The sequence below is a fragment of the Microcoleus sp. K5-D4 genome (assembly GCF_036704575.1).
Lineage (GTDB): Bacteria > Cyanobacteriota > Cyanobacteriia > Cyanobacteriales > Microcoleaceae > Microcoleus.
The window spans coordinates 1-15,463 of sequence record NZ_JAUBSD010000083.1 but is presented as its reverse complement, the minus strand read 5'-3'; the positions used below and the strand labels follow the sequence as shown (position 1 = coordinate 15,463).

The window sequence follows — 15,463 nt, the reverse complement described above, 5'->3', positions numbered from 1 at the left end:
CAGACAGAATTGCTTCAAGCCACAGATGGCTGGTTTTCCCGCGCTGCGACTGCGAGAACCAGACAAAGTGCTGCGATCGCTTTTTCCCATTCTTGCTTTACAGCGGTGGGTTGAACTTCATCAAAGGCGCTAACTAAACGAGGGATCGCTCGTTCTAATGCCTGTCTGGGAATTGATTTGTGCAGATCGACTAAACGAGTTAAACTTTCTTGATTCTTCAAAAAACCGACTACCCATTTCGTAGTATGATCGGGACTGTTAGGGACGTTTTTAATTCCTAGTTCTGTTTGCAACCAGTCGTAAAAAGGCGGCAGCTTTTGAGCTAAAACAGTTCCAGCCGTGGGCAAAGTTTCTTTGAGTAAAGCAGTATCGAGACTTCCTAATAATTGATTGAATTCCGGTGAATCGAGCAAGCTAGTTAATGGCAGTGAAAGCAGGGCTTCAGAAGCGTCGGGGGATACATTTAAAGTCCGCGAAAATGTTTGCAGCATTGGAAAGTCTCTGGTATTGATGACTTTTTTAGCCTAACAATCACGCGAATCAATGAATATGAGCTACCTCATATTAGCAAAATTGTAAGATATCGATCGCCAAAGGAGCCTCTAAATCTAGCTGCTTGCATCTGCGGTTAATAATTTCCCATTAAATATTCTACACAAATTCTCCCTTAGCAACCATCACCACCTTACCACCCACCAAAACTGTTATTTTCCCTTCATTTTTGGCGGCTTGTAATAAGAGCAAAGAAGGTCGATCGATTTCATAACCCTGCTCAACTCTGACATCAATCTTTGCTGATCCATAATAATCATGTTCTACCAAATATCCCGCCAAGCAGCCGTTAGCACTGCCAGTCGCCGGATCTTCTGGAATTCCTAATGAATGGGCAAAAACTCGCACGCTTAAATCATTAATGTCGCTGTAAGTTTCTGGGCAAAATATTAAAATTTCTTTCGCTTCCATTGTATTAACTAGCTCAAAATATTTATCTAAGTTGACTTGAGCTTTTTTGAGCGAGGCGAGAGTTTTTAACGGTACAATAATAAACGGCACTCCGGTCGAAACTTCTTGAATTGGGAAGTTGGCATCAATTTCATCGGGTTGTAAATTCAAGACATTTGCCAGAGTCTCGGCTGATAAAACTTGACCAAAACTAGGCGCGTTTTGTCGCATCCACAAAATATCTGCCGATTCATTGTGATAATTAAAAGTAACCGGAATTTGACCGACGGCTAGATTGAGAATTACTCGATCGACCTTTTGGCGAATAATCTCTTGCTGCAACACAAACGCAGTGCCCAAAGTCGGATGACCGGCAAAGGGCAATTCCTTCTTGGGCGTGAATATCCGCACGTCATAGCCGCCATCTCGCGGATCGGGCGATCGAATAAACGTAGTTTCTGAATAATTGATTTCCCTCGCTATCAGCAGCATTTGGGCCTCAGATAGTTCGGCAACTCCTGCACCGCAAAATACAGCTAGTTGATTGCCAGCATATTTTGACTCGGCAAACACGTCAACTATATAAAAATTCACATTTCCCTCGTTCAACAGTAGTTTGTGTAGCAGCGGTTTCAACCGCCGAGCCTTATAAAAGAAGTTTTTAACTTGCTATTTCAAACAGCGAATTGCCTCCAACATTCCCCGGGCTTTATTGAGAGTTTCCTCATATTCCATATCCGGGTTAGAATCGGCCACCAAACCAGCACCTGCTTGCACAGAAACCGAATGTTTATCGCCTCCTTGAGAACGAACAACCATAGTCCGAATGGCGATCGCACTATTCAATTGCCCCTCAAAATCATAATAGCCGTAAACCCCAGAATACGGCCCCCGGCGGCAACCTTCCAACTCGTGCACAATCTCCATCGCCCGAATCTTCGGAGCACCGCTAACCGTACCTGCAGGAAAACCAGCTTTCAACAAATCCCAAGCAGTCTTATCCTCAGCCAATTCTCCCACCACATTGCTTACAATGTGCATGACGTGAGAATAACGCTCAATTTCCATTAACTCGTCAACTTTTACAGTACCGTTTCGGCAAACTCTTCCTAAATCGTTCCTGCCCAAATCAACTAACATGACGTGTTCCGCAATTTCCTTCGGATCTTGCAGCAATTCAGCAGCCAAAGCATCATCTTCTTGAGGAGTTTTACCCCGGCGGCGAGTGCCGGCAATCGGTCGCAAAGTTGCAATCTTTTTGCCATCAGCAGTGTTTTCCGCCTTCACCATAATCTCGGGACTCGAACCGATAATCTGCCAATCTCCGAAATGAAAATAAGCCATGTACGGAGAAGGATTTATCAGACGCAAAGATCGGTAAAGTGCAAAAGAATCGCCACTGTATTCAGCCTCTAGTCGCTGCGAAATAACTACTTGAAAAATATCTCCGGCTTTGATATAATCCTTAGCTTTTAAGACATTGGCACAATACTTTTCACGGGTAATATTGCTCGTGTAAGCCAATTCTGTATTTCCGGTTGTGGAACGGGTATCTTGCGCGTTATTGGGAGGTGTCCATTCTATGAGAGTAGATTGCCGGGAAAGCGGCGATTGCAGCTTCTCAACTAACTTACCAACCCGATCGCACGCTTGCTGATAAGCATCGGCCAAATCAACGCCAACCTCGCGCAAATCCGCATAGGCGACGGCCCAAATTTTCCGCTTCACCTGGTCGAAAATCAGCAAATTATCAACCTGCATCCACAATCCATCCGGCAAATCATTCTCGCTTGCTGGATGCACGGGAACTCGCGGTTCTATCCACTTAATTAATTCGTAACCCCAAAAACCGAATAGCCCGCCAATTCCCGGCGGCAACTGCGGCAATTTCACCGGTTGATAAGACTCCAAACATTCAGTTAAAGCTACAAACGGATCGCCCGTAAATACTTTTTCGGAACCGTCACGGTAAACTTGAGTTGTGCGAGATCCCCTTGCCTCCAAAATCCACAACGGATCGCACCCTAAGAAACTATAACGCCCAAGTTTTTCCCCACCTTCCACCGACTCCAGCAGAAAACTGTAAGGTTGACCGGCACAAACCCGATACCACGCAGACACCGGCGTATCCAAATCAGCAACCCATTCTTGATACACGGGTACAAAATTGCCTTGTTTCGCCAGTTCCGAAAATTGTGAGAAATCGGGGAATATCATATATATCAGAAGGGAGAAGGAAGAAGGAAGAGGGAAGAATGAAGAAAGAAGAAGGAAAATGGAATCCTGGCAATAATTTCAGCGATTAAAAGCGTCCTAACCGTCTTGGGTTCAATAAACAAAAGACGGAAAGCAACAGCCATGAGGCTGCTGGTACTCGCCAACTGCCATCACCGCCATCGGTTTGAGCGCGCGCAGCCCCTCTTGCAAACACCAGCGAAACAAACTTGCGTAACGCACCGGCAAGTGGAAAGAAACCTGTGCTTCGGAGTTCGACGCGGCCGCCCCCAACAGTAAAGCCTGCATATCCGCTTCAGTTTCTGCGACGCTGTGGCTCAAAGCCGACACCGCACAAGTATAAGCCACAATCCGACCTTGTTTGCAAGCAACCCAAGGAGAAAAGAAATTCAGGGCGTACTCAATATCGCTAGTTCGATCGCACCTGTATAATTTCTTGCACAAAGCCGCACATTCACCAACATCCTCACTAGCCATCGCCCGAACCTCAAACCCATTCTGTGGCTGGCTGCGAAACTTCCCCTCCATTAACACGAAAGGTTCCTTCACCTCAAAACCCAATGAAGCGTACAGCGACAGCGACGCCATATTAAAAGATTCTTGAACCAAACGGATACCCACAGCGTTCTGTCCCTGTTCCAGCAAAGCTTTCATGATTTGCCGTCCCGTGCCGCGGCCCTGAAAAGTGCGATCAACACTGACGGGCCCGATACCGCGAATCGGGCTGCGTTCGTCCATAAACCCGCAGCCGACAACCGCACCCTCGCTGTCGGCTACTATGTCAAAAAACAACGGACTTTCGATCAGAAGACCAATAATTTCAGTTGAAAACTCCAGCGTCGGAAAATCTGTAGGGAATTGATGGCGATCGGAAATACATTTAAAAGCTTCATAATTAATGCGAGCGCAAACATCGATATCAGAAGGCTGCGCTCGCCTGATTGCGACATTCATTATTAATTTAACGATTAACTTTTAATAAGATTTGAAGTTTGCAGTAGTATTTTGGCGCTGCGGGCTTAGCCTCCCGCGCCAGAATACTACTGCAAAAACAAGTTTACAAGCTGAGCCTTACAGGGAATATTACCTATGTTTTGCTCAGCCATGAACTCATTGTCTAAGGATCGAAAGTCTTCTTACCGCTGAACTTGAGCTTAGCCGGATTTGGATTGCTGCCAATATTGCGGTCAATCTTACCGTTGTAGGGACGACCTTCGTTCACCTTCTCAGGGAACACGCCATCTTTGGGATGGAGGTACTCAGTAGTACCGTCGGGAAACACCCGGTAAATTTTGTAGTTGGTGATTTTGAATTTGGCCCGCAGTTGCTGGCCGCCCAAAGCGATGCACTGCTCCTTCCGGGGCAGATGCAGCAAGTTGTCGCCTTGACGCATAATCGCAGCGCCACCAGTAGGCATTTCAAACACCTGCTCCTTGGGGCTAGTCCAAGTGATAGCGTACTTCTCTTCAACTAGCGCCTTGGTCAGCAAGCCGCCGGTGCTGCCGCCGAAGATTGGGGGTTGTCCAGTAAGTTGTTCGGCCATAGATATATCCAAAGGATTTTTACGGCATCGTATCATCGAGACTGCACGCTGTTCTCGAAATTGTAAGGAAAATTAACAGTTTTTTGGCGATCGATCTCTTCTGATAATTGATAATTAGTAGTTAATAATTGATAATTGATAATTTCCACCAAAGTTATAAAACCAAATTAGGCAGCACGAATCCCGAAAAAATAATCAAAAAAAAACAGCAATTATTCTGGTGCTTGTGGGGCACCCGAATAATCGCACATTCCTCTAATTTCTCCCCACACACGATCGAACAATTTACCGCGTCAACCCTAAGTCAAGAACCAATTAGGGTCATAGCCGCGCGGAATTTGGCTCAAAGCAGTCCAAGTTTCTTGATTGACAATCCCGTCGGCCTCAATCCCAAAGCTTTTTTGAAATGCGCGAACAGCTTTGTCCGTCAAAGTAGCAAAGTCACCGTCAACTTTACCGCCATAATGCTTGGAAATTTTGAGAACTTCCTGAACAGTAGCGACTGCTTCCCCAGAACTTCCCAATCTGAGTACCGGCATATTAACTGGAGCACCAGTATAAAGCGCCTGCCAAGTCAGCGGCCCGACAATACCGTCCGGCGACAAGAAAACCCGAAACTGAAACAGTTTCACAGAAAATTCAACTGCTTTGTTAAAAATTCCTTTAGCAGGATGCCGATAAAGTTGCAACTTGGTTAGCAGTTGTTCGAGTTCCAATACCGCTTTACCTTCAGAACCTAATTGTAGTTGTGGCTTTTTGGCCATAGGTTGAGTAGATTTCATCTGGGTTGTAGGTGACATAATTGATTTTCCTAACCTCTAGGTTTGAGTATTCTTCTGGAAAAAAACTTTTTCCGGGCGAAACATTTGCATTCTCAAATTTTCACGAATCAACACTGGCGCCGTCAGTGCCTCAACAGATTCGAGCGACTTTTACCATCTCACGACTTGTGGACAGGAGGCTTACACCATTTTAGATTTTAGATTTTAGATTCGGCATGACTGATTACTATCGGGGTTTGTAGCTTACCTACAGTTGGATTCTTTTTTTAAACTGATATTAATTGGCTGCAGCCTCCCTAGGTATTCTGTCGCCAAACCGGGTTTAAGACGGCAAGCGCATCCTGAATCTGCTTTGATACTTTCGATTTTAAAGCGGAACACCGCGTGCCTACATCACCTTTAAGGCCGATCTAAGAGGGTGAGGATTGAGGGTGAGAGAGAGTGTAGCAGCGGAGGCTGGTTCTGCAGTGAAAACTTTTCTGTACAATCGTATCTCGGTCGATCCATTAATATCGATTCCGGCTGCACCGGACTCATTGTTGATTGTTGATTGTTGACTGTGAGTCAAAAAACTGAAAATTGCGCGAATTATTTGTTGGCCTCGGGATTCGACTTTACGCCCGACGATGAAGGGCGGATTTGATATCATTCCGGTGCAGCCGGATTTGATATAACTCGATCGATACTTGCGCGCTCAGACGCCCACAAACCAGGGTTTTTACAGTATATTCCATGTAGATTTAGTACGGAGAAAGCGGGTTTCGAGCAACAGAATTAGTAAGGATGCGAGAACTGTAAAGAAACCCGGTTTCTGGCGTGTACTTCATAAGCCTGGAATACGCTGTATTAATTGAGTCTAAACAGTGGGAATAGTAAAGTGAAATTCACTTCCTCGGTCTTTTCCTGCGGAATCTACCCAAATTTTACCGCCCCAGCCGGCAACAATCTGTTTGCAAATTGCCAATCCCAAACCGGTACCGCCGGCACTGCGGCGCAAAGCTCCTTCTTCTTGATAAAATCGATCGAACACTACTTTTAAACTATTAGCCTCTATTCCCCTCCCCGTATCGGCTACGAGCACCTCCACCATCTGAGAACCGTTGTATTTCGCTTGCACTGTCACGCTTCCTTGAGGTGTGGTGAATTTGCAAGCGTTGTCTAGCAGTTTAGAGAGCACCTCTACCAACCACTCTCCGTCAGCTTGCACTAAAGGCAATTCTGCGGACACTTCGGCGATAATTTCCGGTAACTGTTGATCGACAGTGCGCGAGCGCACGCTGCTGAGGGCCAAATCAACGCATTCTTGCAGCGTCAGCGATTCTACATTCCATTGGACTCGCCCGCTTTCTAAGTGAGAAAGAGTTAAGAAATCCTGCACGAGTTTCCGCATTCTATCGGCATCGCCGAGGGCAGTTTCTAACATGATTTGCCGCAATTCGGCAGGCATATCTGGTTCGGAGTTCAAACTTTCCAAACAAACTTGAATCGTAGAAAGAGGGGTGCGGAGTTCGTGTCCGGTGATGGCAATTAGATTGCTGCGAGTGCGGTCTAATGCTTCTAATTGTTGGTTGAGTTCTTCTAAATGAGCGTAGGTTTCTGCTTGAATTAAGGCTGCTCCGAGTTGGGTGGCGATCGCCTCTACTAAAGCAATTTCGTCTTCTTCCCAAGGCAAAACCGAGCGACACTGGTGCATTTCCACCATTCCCAAAACCCGCCCCTGATAAAGCACTGGCACCATTAACCAAGAGACTATTTGCCAATTTTCTACAGTTTTTTCCAGGAATTTTGTATTGACAATCAGTGGGTGTTGTGATGTGTCTTGGATGTAAACTCGCTCTTGCCGCGCCACCGCGTCGCTCCATATTTGATTTTCCTGCAACAGCCAAGTCTGATCCAGCATGGAACTAGCGCCGGGTCCCAAAAACTCGCGATCGATTTTGACCGCCACATCTGTGGCCTTGCACCGATAAATCAAACACCGGCTGGCCGACAGGGCAGTGCCGAGTTCTTGGACTGCAACTTCGACGATTTCTTGTGGGTTGAGAGACTGTCGCATTGCCGTGGTAATTAAGTTTACCAGGCGTTCTTTGCGTTCCTGAGCGGCGATGGCGCTGTATGCTTTGAGCAGTTTGTGCTGGCCTGCTTGCAAGTAGGTTACTAAGCGTTCGGTAAAAGCATCGCTCAATTTTGGATTGGGAATTTTTGAGTTTTTTCTCGTACTTATGTCTGGTTTGGCGGCTTGGGAAGTGGCGGATTTCCGCGTTTTTTTCGGTGTTTTGAGCTTGTAAGTAGTTCGCGCTCGATCGATCTTTTCGGCCAATTCCGGGCGATAATTGACAATTCTATCGAGCAACAATGCGGCCGCTTTGGAGCTGACCTCGCGATCGAACGTCCAAATTCCTTCAAATCTGCGAGCTTGATCCATCAACAGTGGCCCGCGATCGTCCTGGTTGTCGATCGGCACAATTTTTTCTTGACAAATCAAGCAAGTTGAGTATTGTTGGCCGAGCACCACTAAGTGCCACTCTTTACTTAATCCGTCATCCGGTGCAAACGCCACAGTTTCGTGACACTCCGAAGCATTTTTAAAGTCAGTTTCCGGTGCTGCCAGCACGTATACCTGAGACGAGCGTGAGGCAATTCGCCGGTAGCGGTGAGCTTCCTGGCGGTAGAAGCGCTCTCGCTGAAAGCTTGCAATGACTAGCGGTTCGTCGGAACCCGCCAAAACTAAGTCTTCCATTGCGTGAGACAGGGCTGTCATGGAAGATTTGAAATAAATTTGTGCCCGCAGTTGGGGCAAAGCTTGCAGAAGTTCTGCCAGTAGCGAAATAGGGACGATCATCTAGCCTTAAACGTGCATTTTTGCCGATGACAAAACAGGATCGATAGGAGGTTTAGAGCGATCCCTTTTCAGTATCTGATACATTTATGCTTCATAACACGACTGTTTAAGTCATATCATGCTAGGCATATCATTTAGACGAATCTAAGCAGAGGTATGCCTCCAAGACCTTGAGTTCATCCCAAAGTCACCTGTTTTTACCTCTAGGTTTTGACGCCAACTCATCTATTCAGGCTTCGATTCGGGCGTTAGGACTCTCACCATTCAGACTTGTTAGGCACCGCTTGCGGATCTCTTGCATTATACTATTCTTGAGCTATTTGATATCAGCGCCATCTTTATCGGTTTTTGGCGAATCGGTTTTTGGCGATCGCTCTGGCTAATCGGCAATTAAACTTTCAAAAATCACAAATAATTGGCCATTAGCTAAAAACTAACGGCCAATTATTGTGAGGACTTATATCCAATCTGGTTAGATTCGGAATGATGCCAAGGATGCTCGGAAAATTATTATGCCGATGAAGCGCGGAAACGATTTTCACCAAAATCTATGAAGAAAAAGGGTTTCGGACACCTAGCGTGTAAATCCTATTTTTTTTTGAGGCATCGCCCCTAAGTATAAATGCTGCCGCTGTGGTTGTCTTAGGCTAGTTCGCCCCCTTCGTCGCTGCCGCCCGGAGATGATTTGTAGAGAGCATCTAATTGTTCGCGGGCGTCTTGGACAGTCAGCGAACGCATCACTAACAGGGGCTCATTGACAATGTGGCCGTGTTCGTCTAAAAGTTCTGGATGGGGTACAGATTGAGAGCGAGGATGGGATGCGTGGCGATTATTTGCCATGAATTGTTGAGGGCGCTGGGACTCCATACCTACGGTGACTAGACTGCGGATTAAGTTACCGACTGCCAGAAAGGCAAGAACGGTAAAAGCTAAAATATAAAGCAGGTGCAACATTATTTTCTCCTCCGGGCTAAACAGCCACACAGCAATTTACAAAGGTGTTTCAGCAAGTAATAACTTATTAACTGGAAATATGTTTGAGGTTGTCAAGTCAGCCACTACATTTCCAAAGGTTTGGGGTTTGAGTGCAAGTTTAACTTGAACTCGCTTCCTTATTTTCCTGGGTGAGCTGACTGCAATGAGCGAAAGCGGGACGATACTTGCCAGCATTCGGCGAGCAGTCGGTGCCACGGCATCAGTGCTGCTGTTTCAATCCCAACTTGACCTCCGGTTGCTTGAAATAGAGCTGTAGCCGCGCCTACTTCTTGGTGAGCCTGTTTGACTCGCGCCAGCAAGTCAGATTGATCTTCGTCGCTGAGAAAGGGAATTTCTTCAGTTTCTAAGAGCTTTGCCGATCGAGCGAACCAGTAATTGAAATCCTCTAACAGCGGTTCCAGTAACGCTTTGAGCAATTCTGGCTCGGGCAAGTTGGAATTAAGCATGGATCAAAATTGGGTTATTTATCTATTATAGTCTTAGACGGTCTTTACAAATTGTAACATATTTTTAACAAAAATTCAATAATTTAATCACAATTAGCAGGTGGGTGTGAATAAATTTAACTGTGCCAGCAGCGATTTTTGAGTCGAAATCCCAAATTCTGCAATATCCGCTCAGACTCGCTAGCAATAGCTCATAGCAGAAGGAAGTTCGACAACGGATTCGCTTTCTTCGGATGTAACGGATGAAAGAAAGAAAAAAGAAGGAAGAAAAAAACTATGCCCAATGCCCAATGCCCAATGCCCAATGCCCAATGCCCAATTCCCAATGCCCAGAATGACCTAATTTCCCGGAGTGTCCGCCAGTCGGAAGTCGGCGCTTGCTGTCCCAATCTGAGTAAGATAGAAGCAACTGCAACTAAATTAATTGCTAATTCAGCCGATGTCTAGCTCAGAATCCATGTCCCCTCCAGAAGAGTCCGTTAAGATTGAGTTGCCCCGCACGAGTGAGTCGGAGGCACTAAAAAAAATTCGCCACACCACCTCCCACGTTATGGCGATGGCGGTGCAGAAGTTATTTCCCAAGGCGCAAGTAACGATCGGCCCTTGGATTGAAAACGGTTTCTATTATGACTTTGACACTCCCGAACCTTTTACGGAACAGGATTTAAAAGCCATTAAAAAAGAGATGATCAAAATCATCAACCGTAAATTGCCTGTAATTCGAGAAGAAGTCAGCCGCGAGGAAGCGGAACGCAGAATTAAGGAGATTAACGAACCTTACAAATTAGAAATTTTAGAAGGTTTGATCGAACCAATTACTATTTACCATGTGGGCGAGGAATGGTGGGATTTGTGCGCCGGGCCTCACTTAGAAAATACCAGTGAGTTGAATCCAAAGGCGATCGAGCTAGAAAGCCTAGCAGGCGCTTACTGGCGCGGCGACGAAACCAAAGCTCAATTACAGCGCATTTACGGTACTGCTTGGGAAACTCCCGAACAATTAGCAGCATACAAACACCGCAAAGAAGAAGCATTAAGGCGCGATCACCGCAAATTAGGCAAAGAATTAGGCTTGTTTATCTTTGCCGATCCGGTGGGACCTGGTTTGCCTTTGTGGACGCCAAAAGGCACGGTTTTGAGAAGTATTTTAGAAGATTACTTGAAACAAGAACAAATCAAGCGCGGCTATTTGCAAGTTGTGACTCCGCACATCGCTAGAGTCGATTTGTTCAAAATTTCTGGACATTGGCAAAAATACAAAGAAGATATGTTTCCGCTGATGGCGGAGGATGAAGAAGCGGCAGCAAACGAACAGGGTTTTGTGATGAAACCGATGAACTGCCCTTTCCACATCCAAATTTACAAAAGCGAATTGCGTTCCTATCGCGAATTGCCGATGCGGTTGGCGGAATTCGGCACAGTTTACCGCTACGAACAATCGGGAGAATTGGGCGGTTTAACGCGGGTGCGTGGCTTTACGGTGGATGATTCCCACTTATTTGTGACGCCGGAACAATTGGATGCAGAATTCTTGAATGTAGTGGATTTGATTCTGTCAGTATTCAAGAGTCTGCAACTGAAAAACTTTAAGGCGCGTTTGAGTTTCCGCGATCCGAACAATTTAGAGAAATACATCGGTTCCGATGAAGCTTGGGAAAAGGCTCAAGGTGCAATCCGCCGCGCTGTGGAAACTTTGGGAATGAATTACTTTGAGGGAATTGGGGAAGCGGCTTTTTACGGGCCAAAACTCGATTTCATTTTCCAAGATGTTTTGGATAGAGAATGGCAATTAGGAACTGTTCAGGTAGATTACAATTTGCCAGAACGTTTTGATTTGGAATACGTTGCTGAAGACGGCACTCGCAAGCGTCCGGTGATGATTCACCGCGCTCCTTTCGGTTCTTTGGAACGCTTGATCGGGATTTTGATCGAGCAGTATGCGGGCGATTTTCCGCTGTGGTTGGCGCCGGTGCAGGTGCGGTTGTTGCCTGTCAGCGCGGAGTTTTTGCCGTTTGCGAAGGAAGTGGCGGCGAAGATGAAGGCGCTCAATATTCGCGCTGAAGCTGATGAGGATAGCGAGCGTTTGGGCAAGTTGATTCGCAATGCTGAGAAGGATAAAATTCCGGTGATGGGTGTTGTGGGTGCGAAGGAAGTTGAGGCGAATAGTTTGAATATTCGGACTCGGGCTTCTGGGGAGTTGGGGGCAATTTCGGTTGATGAAGTGATTCGGAGATTGCAGGAGGCGATTAGTAGTTACGGGAATTTTTAAGCGATTTTAATCGCAGATTTTAGAACGGGCGTCTCGCCCGTTCCACAATTCACTTAATGGGCGTCTCTCCCCTTCCACGATTCACTTAACGGGCGAGACGCCCGTTTCACAATTAATACAAATGATAAGCTGTTGTGCATTTAATTTTCACAATCCTCTCCGTTGCCTTTGCGTGCAGGTGATGCTGAACAAATTGTAGATTTACAAGCGTTATTAAAGGGGGTTTACGATCGCCCCGCCTATGACTTTAGAATAGATTATACCGTCGCACCCCTTGCTGCGCTGTCGGAAACCGATGCTGTTTGGGCGGATGTTTTGTTGGGGGAGAGGGGATTGATCGGATGATAGAGGGAGGTTTAAGTGCGATCGCCCGCATATAAATTGCTGAGATATAATTAGATGAGGTAGAGTGGCAATAGAAAGTAATGGCAGATATTCAAATCAGCGTCGAAGGACAAGATGCAGTTGCTGCTAAAGATGAACTGTTTGCGATTTCTGGCTTGTCGGGAAATTGGGAAACAACCGGGGATGATGAAAAAGAGGGAACTTTAATAATCATCCGCTTACGATCCAGAGACAATTCCAGAAGTAGGAGAACTAGATGAGCTACAAATCTTTATAGGATAAAAAAACAATCTGGGTGTGGACAGCAGTAAATTACTTTAGACTAGGTATTCTAGGATGGGTATTAGGAGACCGAGCGTCCTAAAACGTTTGAACATTTGTGGGATGTAATTAGTAGATGGGGATGCTATTTTTATGTGACGGATGACCCGAAAGTTTATGCAATGTTTATTCCAGAGAGAAACCAAATTCTCTGCCCAACTTACATGACTTGGGGTTGAAGGTAAAAACACAAGATTAAGACACTATCTGGCTCGCTTAAAACGAAAGACTTTTTGTTATTCAGGCAGCCGAACAAATGCTCATATCTTCAATTAAACTACTTATTCATTATCTCACGTTTAATGATGTTCGCCTTCCCTATTCAATTAATTATTTCGAGCGAGCATTACTCACCGCACGCGATCGCTAAACCATACCCCAATTCAGCAACGCCGGGATTGGTTTGTGTGGACGGTGTAGGGTACTGGGTTCTACGGCTGATGCGTTACAAATTGTTGCGAAATGATGCCGTAATACAGTAAATAGTAAGATAGTTGGTAGTGGTGCATTATCATGTTAAACTAATAAAATAATATCAATACTCCTGAGTATATATGAGTATCACTTGTTTAAGATGTCCTTCGGGGAAAATTATTAAATACGCTCATACTTATGGTAAACAAGTGGTAAACAAGGATATAAATGTCAAGTAATGTGGGCGACGGTATTTTGTCCATGAGTATAATTTATCGTTAAGGCGAGTTCCGTGACCTGCAATTACTATACACTACTACCCAATTACTATGTACGACAAAAATAATCCAAATAAGCTCATGCCAGATCCAACAAGTGAAGGGAAGACTCACTTTATCTCACCACGGTTACTAAAGTTATTAAGTTACCAGACCCCTATAAGACAATTCTTTACCCAAGCGACCTATATGAGTCGCCGAACTGAGCCGGGAAGTATTGATTTTACTATCGGTGATGCCCATGAAGTACCACCTCCAGGGTTTGTAGAAGCCTTACAGCGTTGGAGTGTACCGCAAAATCAAGGGTGGTATGGCTACAAAGGAAATATTCCACAATCACGGATCACTGTATCCGCTGCTCTTCAGGATAAACGCGGACTTTCTATATTGCCTGAAGATATTTTTATGACCAATGGTACTGTAGTTGGTTTGGCGATTTGTCTGCAAATGTTAGCTGGTGAGGGAGATGAGGTAATTATTTTGACTCCACCCTGGTTAGGTTATAGGAGTATGGTGCATTTTACCGGTGCGGTTCCGGTGGGTGTGCCTGTGGATAAAAACACCTTTGATATGGATTTGCAGGCGATCGCATCTGCAATTACAGAACGGACTCGAGCAATCATTATCAATTCACCCCACAACCCTACAGGTAAGATTTTTTCAGCTAGTACCCTAGAGGGTTTGAGCGGTATACTTAACGAGGCTTCTAAGCACTATGGCAAGCCTATTTATATTATTTCCGATGAAACCTTCAGCCGCATTGTTTTCGACAACCAAACTTGTCCCAGCCCTACTCAGTTTTACCCATTTTCTTTCTTAGTATATGGTTATAGTAAGACTTTAATGGCACCCGGTCAACGTATAGGGTATATTGCTTTACCTCCCACTATGCCTAATCGGGAAGAAATAAGACGAATCATTGCTTTCCTACAACAAACTCCTTTTGGTTGGTGTTATCCTAGTGTGCTCATGCAGTATGCATTAGGAGACTTAGAGCAACTAAACATAAATATCGAGCATTTACAAAACAAGCGAGATCGGATGGTGAAGGCACTGCGGGATATGGGTTACAACCTGTATGACCCTGATGGGACGTTCTTCCTCTTGGTGAAATCACCTTGGGATGATGACCTTGCTTTTGCCGAGTTATTAGCAAGTCAAGATATATTTGTTTTACCAGGAACTCCCCAGGAAATACCCGGTTACTTCCGAATTTCCCTTACTGCCAACGAAGAAATGATTTCGCGTTCTCTACCCAAATTCCAAGCTGCGATGGAATACGCTGTTGCTAACCCACTTGCTTCGCCCTCTTCTGTCACTAACCGCCAGAGTATAATAGAACAAAATCTCTCAAACCAGAGCTAGGTCTATGGTTAACCCTCGCCAAGCTATTTCAACCTTGAAATTGATTGATCAGTATTGTCGCTATTACAGAAATCTGTTTTCAGAAGTCAGAAGCTTCAAAGCTTTTACACACCTTCATGCTGGTATAATTTCTGAGATGGCGTTGCTGAATAGGGGTATGGTTTAGCGATCGCGTGCGGTGACTAATGCTCGCTCGAAATAATTAATTGAATAGGGAAGGCGAACATCATTAAACTTGAGATACTGAATAAGTAGTTTAATTGGATATCTGAGCATTTTTTCGGCTGGCTGAATAACAAAAAGTCTTTCGTTTTAAGCGAGCCAGATAGTGTCTTAATTTTGTGTTTTCACCTTCAACCGCAAGTCATGTAAGTTGGGCACATAATTTTGTTTCTCTCTGGAATAAACATTGCATAAACTTTCGGGCCATCCGTCACATAAAAATAGCACCCCCATCTACTAACTACATCCCACAAAGGTTCAAACGTTTTAGGACGCTCGGTCTCCTAATAGCCATCCTAGAATACCTGGTCTAAAGTAATCTACTGCTGTCCACACCCAGATTGTGTTTTTTTATCCGACAAAGGTTTGTAGCTCATCTAGTTCTCCTAAGTAGGTCGGCGCCAAAAAACCGAACTATGTTAAAATAAGTAAAGAAAGAGAACACATCTACTGAGGTAACTCA

General features: G+C 45.2%; 14 protein-coding genes and 2 pseudogenes. 6 read left to right on the top strand and 10 right to left on the bottom strand.

Annotated elements, in window-relative coordinates:
• Window positions 1-14: 14 nt before the first annotated feature.
• The 9 genes from QUA77_RS22310 to QUA77_RS22270 all read right to left on the bottom strand — a co-directional run bounded on the left by QUA77_RS22310 (window position 15) and on the right by QUA77_RS22270 (window position 9,786).
• Window positions 15-491 (bottom strand): hypothetical protein, encoded by a 477-nt coding sequence (locus tag QUA77_RS22310; RefSeq protein ID WP_333452556.1) that lies wholly within the window; start codon window positions 489-491, stop codon window positions 15-17.
• A gap of 160 nt (window positions 492-651) precedes the next feature.
• Window positions 652-1,536: a PhzF family phenazine biosynthesis protein gene (locus QUA77_RS22305; protein WP_333452554.1), complete on the bottom strand. Its 885-nt coding sequence runs from the start codon at window positions 1,534-1,536 to the stop codon at window positions 652-654.
• 75 nt (window positions 1,537-1,611) lie between these two features.
• The gene (gene trpE / locus QUA77_RS22300) at window positions 1,612-3,159 is read right to left on the bottom strand and encodes an anthranilate synthase component I (RefSeq protein ID WP_333452552.1); all 1,548 of its coding nucleotides are present in this window, start codon (window positions 3,157-3,159) and stop codon (window positions 1,612-1,614) included.
• 111 nt (window positions 3,160-3,270) lie between these two features.
• Window positions 3,271-4,131, bottom strand: coding sequence for a GNAT family N-acetyltransferase (locus QUA77_RS22295; protein WP_333060137.1), 861 nt, complete (start codon window positions 4,129-4,131; stop codon window positions 3,271-3,273).
• Window positions 4,132-4,294: 163 nt separating this feature from the next.
• On the bottom strand, window positions 4,295-4,720 hold the full coding sequence (locus QUA77_RS22290; protein ID WP_332949173.1) for a photosystem I reaction center subunit II PsaD: 426 nt from the start codon (window positions 4,718-4,720) through the stop codon (window positions 4,295-4,297).
• 299 nt (window positions 4,721-5,019) lie between these two features.
• On the bottom strand, window positions 5,020-5,520 hold the full coding sequence (locus tag QUA77_RS22285; RefSeq protein ID WP_333035860.1) for a peptidoglycan-binding protein: 501 nt from the start codon (window positions 5,518-5,520) through the stop codon (window positions 5,020-5,022).
• Window positions 5,521-6,358: 838 nt separating this feature from the next.
• Entirely contained in the window at window positions 6,359-8,344 is a 1,986-nt protein-coding gene (locus tag QUA77_RS22280) for a DICT sensory domain-containing protein (protein WP_333452550.1), read from the bottom strand.
• Window positions 8,345-8,986: 642 nt separating this feature from the next.
• Window positions 8,987-9,298, bottom strand: coding sequence for a DUF2973 domain-containing protein (locus QUA77_RS22275; RefSeq protein WP_333035863.1), 312 nt, complete (start codon window positions 9,296-9,298; stop codon window positions 8,987-8,989).
• 158 nt (window positions 9,299-9,456) lie between these two features.
• On the bottom strand, window positions 9,457-9,786 hold the full coding sequence (locus tag QUA77_RS22270; RefSeq protein ID WP_333060134.1) for a DUF2605 domain-containing protein: 330 nt from the start codon (window positions 9,784-9,786) through the stop codon (window positions 9,457-9,459).
• 276 nt (window positions 9,787-10,062) lie between these two features.
• Here QUA77_RS22270 and QUA77_RS22265 point away from each other — a divergent pair, with 276 nt between their 5' ends.
• The 6 genes and pseudogenes from QUA77_RS22265 (at window position 10,063) to QUA77_RS22240 (ending at window position 14,778) form a co-directional block, all read left to right on the top strand.
• Window positions 10,063-10,233, top strand: coding sequence for a hypothetical protein (locus QUA77_RS22265; protein WP_333452549.1), 171 nt, complete (start codon window positions 10,063-10,065; stop codon window positions 10,231-10,233).
• Entirely contained in the window at window positions 10,226-12,055 is a 1,830-nt protein-coding gene (gene thrS / locus QUA77_RS22260; protein ID WP_333452547.1) for a threonine--tRNA ligase, read from the top strand. The genes QUA77_RS22265 and thrS overlap by 8 nt, the downstream gene beginning before the upstream one ends.
• 168 nt (window positions 12,056-12,223) lie before the next feature.
• A complete protein-coding gene (locus tag QUA77_RS22255) occupies window positions 12,224-12,400 on the top strand; it encodes a DUF4058 family protein (protein ID WP_333035870.1) in 177 nt (58 codons plus the stop codon).
• Between the two features lie 80 nt (window positions 12,401-12,480).
• Complete coding sequence (locus QUA77_RS22250; RefSeq protein ID WP_333452545.1) at window positions 12,481-12,660, top strand: hypothetical protein; 180 nt, start codon at window positions 12,481-12,483, stop codon at window positions 12,658-12,660.
• Window positions 12,620-13,091, top strand: a pseudogene (locus QUA77_RS22245) (IS1 family transposase); the annotation flags it as partial. The gene QUA77_RS22250 and the pseudogene QUA77_RS22245, both read left to right, overlap by 41 nt.
• Window positions 13,092-13,464: 373 nt before the next feature.
• A complete protein-coding gene (locus QUA77_RS22240) occupies window positions 13,465-14,778 on the top strand; it encodes an aminotransferase class I/II-fold pyridoxal phosphate-dependent enzyme (protein ID WP_333452544.1) in 1,314 nt (437 codons plus the stop codon).
• Between the two features lie 162 nt (window positions 14,779-14,940).
• On the opposite strand, the pseudogene QUA77_RS22235 reads toward QUA77_RS22240, so the two are convergent.
• Window positions 14,941-15,390 (bottom strand): annotated as a pseudogene (locus tag QUA77_RS22235) (IS1 family transposase); the annotation flags it as partial.
• Window positions 15,391-15,463 lie beyond the last annotated feature (73 nt).